The 10,168-nt window shown below is 75.6% G+C and carries 10 protein-coding genes; 5 read left to right on the top strand and 5 right to left on the bottom strand.

Annotation, left to right across the window (positions count from 1 at the left end):
* The coding region (locus J0670_RS18535) for an MFS transporter (protein WP_207812729.1) at positions 1 to 921 on the bottom strand (921 nt) is incomplete at its 3' end.
* 232 nt (positions 922 to 1,153) lie between these two features.
* On the opposite strand from J0670_RS18535, the gene J0670_RS18530 reads away from it, so the two are divergent.
* From J0670_RS18530 to J0670_RS18520, 3 genes are read left to right on the top strand one after another with little or no spacing between them, the layout of a single operon-like run.
* Positions 1,154 to 2,251, top strand: coding sequence for a DUF5937 family protein (locus tag J0670_RS18530; protein WP_207812728.1), 1,098 nt, complete (start codon positions 1,154 to 1,156; stop codon positions 2,249 to 2,251).
* 47 nt (positions 2,252 to 2,298) lie between these two features.
* On the top strand, positions 2,299 to 3,183 hold the full coding sequence (locus J0670_RS18525) for a PhzF family phenazine biosynthesis protein (protein WP_207812727.1): 885 nt from the start codon (positions 2,299 to 2,301) through the stop codon (positions 3,181 to 3,183).
* Between the two features lie 32 nt (positions 3,184 to 3,215).
* Complete coding sequence (locus J0670_RS18520) at positions 3,216 to 4,127, top strand: aminoglycoside phosphotransferase family protein (RefSeq protein WP_207812726.1); 912 nt, start codon at positions 3,216 to 3,218, stop codon at positions 4,125 to 4,127.
* Positions 4,128 to 4,176: 49 nt separating this feature from the next.
* On the opposite strand, the gene J0670_RS18515 is transcribed toward J0670_RS18520, so the two are convergent.
* On the bottom strand, positions 4,177 to 4,821 hold the full coding sequence (locus J0670_RS18515) for a 2'-5' RNA ligase family protein (protein WP_207812725.1): 645 nt from the start codon (positions 4,819 to 4,821) through the stop codon (positions 4,177 to 4,179).
* 135 nt (positions 4,822 to 4,956) lie between these two features.
* Here J0670_RS18515 and J0670_RS18510 point away from each other — a divergent pair, with 135 nt between their 5' ends.
* Together J0670_RS18510 and J0670_RS18505 are read left to right on the top strand one after the other, a co-directional pair.
* Positions 4,957 to 6,195, top strand: a complete 1,239-nt coding sequence (locus tag J0670_RS18510) for a phosphotransferase family protein (protein ID WP_207812724.1) — start codon at positions 4,957 to 4,959, stop codon at positions 6,193 to 6,195.
* A gap of 9 nt (positions 6,196 to 6,204) precedes the next feature.
* Entirely contained in the window at positions 6,205 to 7,131 is a 927-nt protein-coding gene (locus tag J0670_RS18505; protein WP_207812723.1) for a LysR family transcriptional regulator, read from the top strand.
* A 58-nt stretch (positions 7,132 to 7,189) separates the two neighbouring features.
* On the opposite strand, the gene J0670_RS18500 is transcribed toward J0670_RS18505, so the two are convergent.
* The 3 genes from J0670_RS18500 to J0670_RS18490 all read right to left on the bottom strand — a co-directional run bounded on the left by J0670_RS18500 (position 7,190) and on the right by J0670_RS18490 (position 10,130).
* Positions 7,190 to 8,374 carry an MFS transporter gene (locus J0670_RS18500; protein ID WP_207812722.1) on the bottom strand — a complete coding sequence of 395 codons (1,185 nt, stop codon included), beginning with the start codon at positions 8,372 to 8,374 and terminating at the stop codon, positions 7,190 to 7,192.
* A 215-nt stretch (positions 8,375 to 8,589) separates the two neighbouring features.
* A complete protein-coding gene (locus J0670_RS39960) occupies positions 8,590 to 8,913 on the bottom strand; it encodes a ferredoxin (protein WP_307806577.1) in 324 nt (107 codons plus the stop codon).
* Entirely contained in the window at positions 8,910 to 10,130 is a 1,221-nt protein-coding gene (locus J0670_RS18490) for a cytochrome P450 (protein ID WP_207812730.1), read from the bottom strand. Before J0670_RS18490 ends, J0670_RS39960 begins: the two co-directional genes overlap by 4 nt.
* Between the last annotated feature and the right edge of the window lie 38 nt (positions 10,131 to 10,168).

The following is a 10,168-nucleotide window of genomic DNA, read 5'->3' as shown; positions in this document are numbered from 1 at the left end:
GCGCCTGGCCAGCCGGAGCACCAGCGCCAGCTGCAGGGCGATCACCAGCACGGTGTTGCCCACGAACACGCCAGAGGACCAGGCCGGGGAGGCGTGCAGCTGGAGCACCAGCAGCGCGGGCAGCGCCACCTCCAGCACGTCGAAGCAGAACGCGTACGGCAGGTTGGCGAGGCTCAGCAGGCTGATCCGGCGCAGCGGCTCGCCCGCCGCCTCGGCGCTCCCGGCGGCCTCGGACCGTTCGGCGGTCCGCTGCGGCGCCCGGACCCGCAGCGAGGCCACCAGCAGGGCGGAGACCACGCAGGCCGCGCCCGTCACCCCGGCCAGCAGCCGGATCACGCCCGCCCCGCCCGTCACCGCGACGGTCGCCAGCAGCGCGCCCGCGCCCAGGCCCGCGTTGCGCAGCGAGCGCCCGGCGGCGAGCGCGGCGTCCCGCAGCCGCCCCTCGGTCAGGGTGCTGACCACGGCGGCGTGCGTGGTCGGCCAGGACTGGCTGCCCACCCCGAACAGCACCGCCGCCGCCGTGAACCCCGGCAGGTCGTCCGCGAGCAGCAGCGCGAGCGACCCGGCCGCCCGCAGCAGCAGCGTCACGGCGGCCGGGAGGGTGCGGGCGCCGCGGTCGATCCAGCGGCCGGTCAGCGGCACCGCCAGCAGGCCCGCGACCATCCCCGCCGACAGGGCCAGCCCGACCGCCCCGGCGTGCAGGTGCAGCACCCCGACGCCGTACAGCAGCAGGAACGGACGCAGCAGGCCGCCGCCCACCGCGTCCACCACGAGCGCCACGGCGTACCGGGGGCCGCCGGCGGCGGTCAGCAGGCTCAGCAGCGCGGACGGGCCGTGGCCGGTGCCGATCGGCGGGGCGGGCCGCTCGCCGTTGCGGGCGGCGGCGTGGTCATGGACGGACTTCTCCTGGATCAGGCTCATGGCCGGTACCGTCCGCCCGGGCCGGGCCGCCTGGCACGTGGATTGACGCTTCCCGTCAATCGGCGGGGGGCCGGTCGAGGGCGGGTGGCAGGATCGGGAGCGTGAGTGAGCGAAGCATAGGGGTCCCCCCGGCCGAAGGCCGGGGGAGAACCATCAAGAGGCGCGTGTGGGCGAATGCCCCTGCCGAGTGGTGGGGGTACCCCCGGCCGGAGGCTGGGGGAGAGGCGGGCGCATGAGTTTGACGATCGACATCACCGGACTGCCGGAGGAGCGCCTGCTCTTCACGCCGTCCCCGCTCGGCGAGCTGAACGCCATGCTGCACGTGCTCGCCGAGCCCGCGCACCACCCCATGCTGCACGGCTGGGTCGGCAGCACCGCCGCCGTGATCCCGCCCGAGCTGTCCGAACGGCTGCTGGAGGCGGACTTCCTCTGGCGCTCCTCGCGCGCCGACTTCCTCGTCCCCGGCCTGCCCGGCGCCACCCTCGCCGAGGAACTCGACGCCGTCGACCGGCTCGACGACGAGCTGTACGTCGCCGCCGCCCTCATCACCACCTGCGGCTCCTCCCGGCTCACCCGCCGGATGGACTCCCCGCTCACCGACCCGGTCGCCAACGAGCGGGCCCGGGAGCTCGCCCTCGCCCGCGGCCCCCGGCAGGCCGCCTTCGCCGACCGGCTGCTCGCCGACCCGCCCGCCGTCCGGGCCCTGGTGCGGCGGATGCTGGAGGACTGCCAGTCCGCGTTCTTCGCCGACGCCTGGCAGCGTGTCCTGCCCGACCTCGCCGCCGACGCCCGGCGCAAGGCCGACCTGCTCGCCCGCCGCGGCCTCGCCGAGGCGATCGCCGACATCTCACCCTCCGTCACCCTCGACCAGGGCGGGGACGGGCGGCGCCGGATCGTCATCGACAAGCTCCAGGACAGCGCCACCAGCGGCACCGACTCCGGGGGCGTCACCTTCATCCCCACCGCCTTCGGCCGCCCGCACCTCCTGGTGGTGCACGCGCACGGCTGGCGGCCCGTCCTCCAGTACCCCGTGGCCGAGGCGGGCGTGCCCGAGCCGGTGTCACTCGCCCTCGTCCAGCAGCGCCTGGAGGCCCTCGCCCACCCCGTCCGGCTGCGCCTGGCCCGCACCATGGCCCGTGGCCCGCACACCACCGGTGAGCTCGCCGCCGCCTGGCAGCTCAGCGCCCCCGAGGTCTCCCGCCACCTGGCCGTGCTGCGCAAGGCCGGGCTGCTCACCACGCAGCGGCGCGGGCGGTACATGCTCTACCAGCTCGACCTGGCCGGCAGCGCCCGGCTCGGCTCGGACCTGCTGGAAGCGGTGCTGCGGTGATCCACACCGACGGGAACAGCGGCCGACCGGAAGGCGTTGGTCCGGTCATGACCGACGACACGGCCGTTGACGCCCAGCCCGAGATCCTCCGCTACGCGGCCTTCGCCGCCCGCCCCGAGGGCGGCAATCCGGCGGGCGTGGTGCTCGACGCCACCGGGCTGACCGGCGAGCGGATGCTCGCGATCGCGGCCGAGGTCGGGTACTCCGAGACCGCCTTCCTGACCGCAGGAGCGTTTCAAGGGGCTTACGGTGTACGGTACTTCAGCCCGCTGGCCGAGGTGCCGTTCTGCGGGCACGCGACGGTCGCCTCCGCCGTCGCCCTCGCCGAGCGGACGGGCCCCGGCCGCTACGTCTTCACCACGGCGGCCGGCGACGTCCCGGTCGAGGTCGAGCGCGGCGCCGACGGCCTGCTGCGGGCGACGCTCACCAGCGTCGAGCCCCACGTGGAGGAGGTCGACGCCGCCGACGTCGCGGAGGCGCTCTCCCTGCTGGGCTGGTCCGCCGCCGACCTCGACCCGGCCCTGCCGCCGCGCATCGCCTACGCCGGCGCCCGGCACCTGGTCCTGGCCGTCGGCACCCGCGAGCGACTGGCCCGCCTCGACTACGACTTCGACGGCCTGGCCGCCCACATGCGCGCCCGCGACCTGACCACCCTCCAACTCGTCTGGCGCGCGGCGCCCGAGGTCTTCCACGTCCGCGACCCGTTCCCGGTCGGCGGCGTGGTCGAGGACCCGGCCACCGGCGCCGCCGCGGCCGCCTTCGGCGCCTACCTGCGCGACCGGGGCGCGGTGACGGCCCCGACGGCGACGGCCCCGACGGTGCTGACCCTCCACCAGGGCGAGGACCTCGGCCGCCCGGGCGTCCTGCGGGTCGAACTGCGCGCCGAGCACGGCCGGGTGCGGGTCTCGGGCACGGCGGTGGCGATCCCGTAGCGCCAACTCCCGCCCGGCTAGAGTTGCTTCGCATGACCCACACCGAGACCGAGATCACCGCGGAGCTGGTCCGGCAGCTGCTGCGCGACCAACACCCGGACCTGGCCGACCGCCCCGTGCGGCTCGGTGCCCGCGGCTGGGACAACCAGCTGTGGCGGCTCGGCGACGACCTCGCCGTCCGGCTGCCCTGGGCGACGGAGTCGGCGGACGCGCTGCTCCGCAAGGAGCACGCCTGGCTGCCCGTCCTCGCCCCGCGCCTTCCGCTGCCGACTCCCGTCCCGCAGCGCCTCGGTGAGCCCTCGGAACGGTTCCCCAGGCCCTGGCTCGTCACCACCTGGGTGCCGGGCACGCCCGCCGACCGCGCCCCCGCCACGCGCGGCGCGCAGGCGGCCGACAGCCTGGCCGCCTTCCTGACGGCCCTCCACCGGCCCGCTCCGGACGGCGCGCCCGACGGTCGCGGCCGCGGCGGGCCGCTGGCCCTCGCCGCCGCGTACGTCGCCGAGAAGCTCACCGAGGCCACCGACCTGGGGTTGCTCCCCGACCCGGAGGCCGTCCGCGCCGTCTGGGAGGACGCCGTCGCCGCGCCCGAGTGGACGGGCCCGGCACTCTGGATCCACGGCGACCTGCACCCGGCCAACGTCCTCACCGCGGACGGCACCTTCTGCGGCGTGATCGACTTCGGCGACCTCTGCACGGGCGATCCGGCCTGCGACCTCGCCGCCGCCTGGACGCTCCTGCCGGACGGCGCCGCCGACCGCTTCCACGAGGCCTACCAGCCGACCGCGGACGCCGCGACCGTGCGCCGCGCCCGCGGCTGGGCGGTGCTGCGCGCCCTCGTGTGCGTCCTCGTCGGAGACGCCGGCGTCCACGGCCGCCCCGGCGGCAAGCCCACCTGGGGCCCGCCCGCCCACGCCGCGCTGCGACGCCTCATCGCCACGGCGTAGCCGGCCCGGTGAAGCACGGGGGCGTGCGAGAACCGGCATGTGGGATTCCTCAGCGGTCCGATGCCCACGACGTGACCGGGCCCGTGTCGGGCAGCCAGTGGAGCTCCCCGGTGCCCAGGGCGATGGTGGCGCGGGGGCGCATCGGCCCGTTGCCCCGGCGGGAGAGGACCACGAGTTCCGTGACCCGGGCGGACCGCGTGCCGAGCCGGGCGGCGCACTCGGCGGCGAGCGGTCCCGGATTCCCGGTCCGGCCCAGTGACAGGTGCGGGGTGAAGCCCGATGCGTGGCCACGGCACTGCGGGAAGCGTTCCAGCAGCGCCCGGTACAGCCCGGCCCACGGCGCCGCGCCGCCCGCCGCCGGGTCGAGCCAGACGGTGGCGTACGCCCGGTGCCGGAAGCTGCGCACCCCGCGCAGCCGGGCCGTGAACACCGGCGTTCCCGCCGCCGCGGCGGTCAGGAGCGGGGCCGCCCGGTGGAATTCCGACTCCGGTACGAACCCGAAGAGCAGGTTGACGTGGGGCGGCCACCTGCGGACCTGAGGGTCGTGCTCCCAGCGGATGTCCTGGATCGGTTGCCACAGCTCCGGCGGTGGGAGCCATGCGACCGCCGTACGGGCCGTCGGCGCGACATCCAGGACGTCGATGTCCGGAACGGCGGCGGGCTCGGCCCCACCGGGGCCCGGATGTGCCTCCATACCGCCATTGTCCGGCGGAAACGAGCCGACCGCCCTCGAACGGGCGGGCTCCTGCTGCCGATGCCGATGCCGATGCGGGCCGGGGCACCGGAAAACCGTTCGCGCCCGGGTGCCGTCATGGGCGAGGCTGCCCGGATGCAGCGAGCGAACAGCCGGACCGTGACGGTCGACCTCACCCACGGGGACGAGTACTTCGGGCAGCTGGGCCCCTTCGAAGTGGAGCTCGGCTGGTGGTCCTCCGTCGACGAGGTGGTCGCGCGGGCGACGGAGCTGGCCGGGGTACCGGTGCTGGTGGCACGGCTGGTCGACGGGCAGAGCGACGACTCCGGCCACGGCGGCCGGGTCCGCTACCACGCGGAGGCCCTGCAACGGCCCGTCGCGCTCAACTCCCGGCCCCTGGAGGGCGATACGGCCGCCCTGCTGGCCCCCGCCCGGCTGCGCGCCGCCTGGGCCACACCCGACGGTCTGCGCGAGGCCCTCGACTGGGCCGAGGCGCGGCTCGCGGCGGTCGGCCGCCCGAGCGCCGCCCCCGCGCGGCAGATCCGCACCTGGAACCTCTCCGGCCTGTTCCGTCTCCCGACCGCCACCGGCGCCGACGCCTGGCTCAAGACCACCACGCCCGCGTTCAACGCCCACGAGGGCGAGGTCATCTCGCTGCTCGGCGGCGTCGACCCGTCGCTCGTCCCGACCGTCCTCGCCGCCGACCCCGCCGGCGGGCGGCTGCTGCTCGACCACGTCCCCGGCGAGGACTGCTGGAGCCCGTCCGCCGAGACCGTCGCCGACGTCGTACCGCGCCTGGTGGCCGCCCAGGCGGCGCTGGCCGGCCGCCGCGAGGACCTCGCCGGACTGCGCGACCGCACGCCGGGTGCCCTGCTCGCCCAGCTGGAGCGGCTGCTCGACCGGCTCCCCGAGGAGACCGACCTGACACCCGCCGAACTCGACCGGGTCCGCGACCTCGCCGCCGACCTGCCGGAGTCGCTGGACCGGCTGGCCGCCTGCGGGCTCCCGGAGACCCTGGTGCACGGCGACTTCCACCCCGGCAACTGGCGCTCCGATGGCCGGAGTTCGGTGGTGGTCGACTACGCCGACGCCTGCCTCGGCCACCCCGCCCTGGACGGGCTGCGCCCCCGCGCCTACCTCACCCCGGAGGCCTGGCGCCACCACGCCCGGGTGTGGACGGAGGCCTGGCGGCGCCACGCCCCGGGCTCGGACCCCGCGCTTGCCCTGGAACTCGCCGAGCCGCTCCACCACCTGTCCTACGCGCTGCGCTACCAGGAGTTCCTGGACCACATCGAGACCGCCGAACGCCCCTACCACGAGGGCGACCCGGCCGCCGAGCTGCGCGCCGCCCTGGCCTCGGGGCTCCGGTCGTAGACTGCCGGGGTGAACCGTACGACCCCGACTCCGCCCCCGAATCCGGTGCTCCAGGTACTTCCGGAGCTGCCGTTGCAGGAACTGGAGTGCTTCTCCGTCCTGGTGCACCAGCTGCACTTCGGCCGGACGGCGGAGCTGCTCGGCCTCTCCCAGGGCCGGGTCTCGCAGCTGATCAAGCGGCTGGAGGGCCGGGTCGGCGCCCCGGTGTTCGAACGGACCAGTCGGCGGGTCGAGTTGACCGAGCTGGGGCGCGGGCTGGCCGAGCAGGTGGTGCCCGCGTTCGAGCGGCTCCGGGAGGGCTACGACGCCGCCCGGATGCGGGCCGCGGCGGCGGACAGTCCGCTGCGGCTGGGCTTCCAGTGCGCGGTGTACGAGCCGGTGGCGCGGGCCATCGCGCGGCTGCCGGAGGGCGCGGCACAGTTGGTCGAGCTGCCCTGGGGTGACCCGTTCTCGCACCTCGGCCGGGGCGAGCTCGACCTGGCGATCGTGCTCGCCCCGTGCCGGGAGCCGGGCCTGGAGGTGCTGCTGGAGTTCTCCCGGCAGCCGGTGTACGTGGCCGTTGCCGCCGCTCACCGCCCGGCCGGGGCGGACAGCGTCTCGGCCGAGGAACTCGCCGAGCTGCAACTGATCGAGCCGCGCGGGGCGGCGCCCGAGTACTGGCGGTTCGTCAACGCCCCGAGGCGGACGCCGAGCGGGCGGGAGCTGGCCTATCCGGTGGGCGCCGCCACCGTCCAGGAGGGGCTCTCGATGGTGGCCAGCACCCGCCGGGGGCTGCTGCTGTGCGAGGGCAGCATCCGTTACGTCCCGAGGCCGGACATCCGCTACCTGCCGGTGCCGGAGCTGGAGCCGACCGCGTTGCAGGTGGTGCAGAGCGAGCGCAGGCCGCACCGGCTGGCGGGCCGCTTCGTGGAACTGCTGCTGGCCGAGGTCGGCTGACCTGCCCGGCGCGCGGCTGCCGGGCCAGGGGCGCGGCCGGTCGAGGAACCTGGCCGGGTCAGGAGCCCGGCCGGGTGAGGAGGGTGAGCAGCAGCCCGGCTCCGGCCAGCCCCGCCGCGGTGAACAGGACGGCGTGGTTCCCGGCCCGGTCGACGACCAGCCCGCCGGCGAAGGAGCCGAGCGCGATGCTGGCGTTGAAGACGCCCGCCCAGACGGCCGCCGAGGACTCGATCCGGGACGGGTCGGCGGTGCGGACCCAGGTCTGGGTGGAGACCGACACCCCGCCGTACGAGGCGCCCCAGACGACCAGCGCCAGCAGGACGGTGACGAGGCCGCCGGTGGCGTACGGCAGCAGGACGGCGGCCAGGGTGACGCCGGTGAGCGCGATGGTGACGGCGGTCTTCGGGCGGCGCCCGGACAGCGGGCCGAGGGTGAAGTTCCCCGCGACGCCGGCCAGTCCGTACACCAGCAGGCAGCTCGCGATGACGCCGCTGGTCAGGCCCGCGTCGGCTTCAAGGACCGGGCGGACGTAGGTGTAGCCGGCGAAGTGGCCGAGCACGACGAAGGCGGTGATGGCCGTCCCGGCGGCGACGCCCGGGTTGCGCAGGGCGTCGGCGAGGCCGCCGAGCCGGCCGCGCTCGGTCACCGGCAGCGCGGGCAGGGTGGCGGCGAGGACGGCGGCGGAGGCGAGGCCCAGCAGGGTGAGCGCCCAGAAGGCGGCGCGCCAGTCGAGCAGCGCGGCGAGGTAGGTGCCGAGCGGGACGCCGAGCACCGAGGCGATGGAGACGCCGGAGAAGATCAGCGTCATGGCGAGCGCGATCCTCGGGCCCTCGGCGAGGCGCGGGCCGAGGCTCCCGGCGAGGCCCCACACGATGCCCATGGCGACGCCGAGCAGGACGCGGCCGGCGGCCAGGACGGCGAAGTTCGGGGCGAGCGCGGTGACCGCGTTGGCCGCGCCGAGCAGCAGCATGAAGGCGATCAGGACGGTCCTGCGGTCGCGCAGCCCGACCAGGACCGGGGTGAGGGGGGAGAGAACGGCGGCGATCAGGCCGGTGATGGTGAGGGAGAGGCCGGTGGTTCCGTCGGAGACGACCAGGCTGTGGGACATGGGCGTGAGGAGGCCGACCGGCATCATCTCCGAGGACACCACGGTGAAGGTGGCCAGGGCGACGGCGAGGACCGGTGACCAGCGTGGTGCGGCGGGTGCATCGGCCGGGGGTGCGAGGGTATCCGCGTTCGTCATGCGGCCAGCTCACCAGCCGGGGGAGGGGGCGAACAAGATCGAATAGCTCATGGACTGATTAGCCGGGCTCATCGATATGGGCTCATCGACATGGCGCGCCAACATGGGCGCGTCGATATGGGCTCATCGGTCTCGGCTCGAGAGCCCGCTCCACCGGCTCCCGGTGCCGCCCGCCACACCCGTGGCGGGAGCGGCGGGCGACACCGGGCCGGGCCTCACTCCGCCGGGGCGATCCGGTGGCCGCCGAGGGCCGAGTGGAGGGTGAGCGCCTCGACCGGGCAGAAGTCGACCGCGTCGGACAGATCGTCCGTCAACTCCCCGCCGCCAGCGGCGTATTCGGCCACCGGCCGGGCCAGCCCGTCCTCGCCGAGGGCCAGCGAGGCGGGGGCGCTCAGGGCGCACATCCCGGAGCCGATGCAGCGGTCCCGGTCGACCCGGACGATCACCGGCTCGGTGTCCGTACCCGGCCTGCCGGTCCCGGGCCGGTCCGTCCCCTGGCTCTCCGTCCCCTGGCTCTCCGTCCCTGCGGCGCCCGTCACCAGGCGACCTGCAGCGAGTTGGGGCTGCGGGTGAGCAGCCCGCGCCGCCAGTCGATGCCCTCGGCCGGCACGGCCAGCCGCAGCGAGGGCAGTCGACGGGCCAGCCGGTGCAGGCCGAGTTCGAGCTCCATCCGGGCCAGCCAGGCGCCCAGGCAGTGGTGCGGTCCGGCGCCGAAGGTGAGCATCGGCGCGGCCAGCGGGGAGAACAGCTCGGTGTGAAGGTCCCCGGTGAAGACCTCCGGGTCGTGGTTGGCGGCGTTGGCGTCGGCGGCGACCACGCTGCCGGCCGGGATCACCACCCCGCCGATCTCCACGTCCTCCACCGTGCGGCGCAGCAGCCCGGGCATGATCTCCCGGGCGTCGCCGAGCGGGATGGCGCGCAGCAGCTGCTCGGTCGCGGCGGCGGCGCTGGCCTCGTCGGAGGCGAGTCGCTGCCAGGCCTCGCGGCCGTCCTCCAGCAGGTAGACGAGGGCGTTGCCGAGGCTGGTCATGGTGGTCTCGTGCCCGGCCACCACCAGGCCGATGACCAGCGTGACCAGCTGCGGCTCGGTGATCGAGCCGTCCTCGGCGGCGGCTGCGAGCAGATTGCTGACCAGGTCGTCGCCGGGGTTCGCGCGGCGCTCGGCGATGACCTCGGCGCCGAAGGCGGTGAACTCGGCCATCGCGGTGTGGATCGCGTCGGCGCTGTAGGCGGTGGCGGAGAGCGCGTGGTCGCTCCAGTGGGCGAGCCGCTTGCTGTCGAGGCTGTCCAGCGCCATCAGGCGGCTGATCACCATGACCGGCAGGGGCCGGGTGTAGGCGGAGACGATGTCGGCGGGGGAGCCGTGCTCGATCAGGTCGTCGATCAGCGACTCGACCACCGAGGCCACCCAGGGCTTCCAGCGGGCGATCGCGCGCGGGGTGAAGGCCCGCTGAACGGTGCGGCGCAGCCGCTGGTGCTCGATGCCGTCGATGTTCAGCAAGCCCTGCGGATCGTCCAGGATGTTCGGCGTGCTCATGATCGGCGGCGCGTCCGGCGCGTAGAGCGGGGCGCGTCCCAGGCGAGGGTCGGTCAGGACCTGCCGCACGTCGGCGTGCCGGCTCACCAGCCACACCGGGGTGCCGGTGGGCAGCGCCGCGAGCCGCGGCGGGCCGGGATCCAGGTGCCGCAGGCAGTGCAGCGGCGGGAGCGGGGCGGTGCCGGTGCCGGCACCGGTCGCACTGTTCTCGGTGGACATCCGTACTCCAGACTCCAGGGCGGTGGGCCGCGCGTGAC

Source organism: Streptomyces sp. FH025 (assembly GCF_017427025.1).
Classification (GTDB): domain Bacteria; phylum Actinomycetota; class Actinomycetes; order Streptomycetales; family Streptomycetaceae; genus Kitasatospora.
This window is presented reverse-complemented; position numbering and strand designations above follow the sequence as displayed.

Bases quoted from the DNA above. Each gene is read 5' to 3' on its own strand.
- J0670_RS18530 (WP_207812728.1), top strand. From the start codon at position 1,154: ATGAGTTTGACGATCGACATCACCGGACTGCCGGAGGAGCGCCTGCTC.
- J0670_RS18525 (WP_207812727.1), top strand. From the start codon at position 2,299: ATGACCGACGACACGGCCGTTGACGCCCAGCCCGAGATCCTCCGCTAC.
- J0670_RS18520 (WP_207812726.1), top strand. From the start codon at position 3,216: ATGACCCACACCGAGACCGAGATCACCGCGGAGCTGGTCCGGCAGCTG.
- J0670_RS18515 (WP_207812725.1), bottom strand. From the start codon at position 4,821: ATGGAGGCACATCCGGGCCCCGGTGGGGCCGAGCCCGCCGCCGTTCCG.
- J0670_RS18510 (WP_207812724.1), top strand. From the start codon at position 4,957: ATGCAGCGAGCGAACAGCCGGACCGTGACGGTCGACCTCACCCACGGG.
- J0670_RS18500 (WP_207812722.1), bottom strand. From the start codon at position 8,374: ATGACGAACGCGGATACCCTCGCACCCCCGGCCGATGCACCCGCCGCA.
- J0670_RS18490 (WP_207812730.1), bottom strand. From the start codon at position 10,130: ATGTCCACCGAGAACAGTGCGACCGGTGCCGGCACCGGCACCGCCCCG.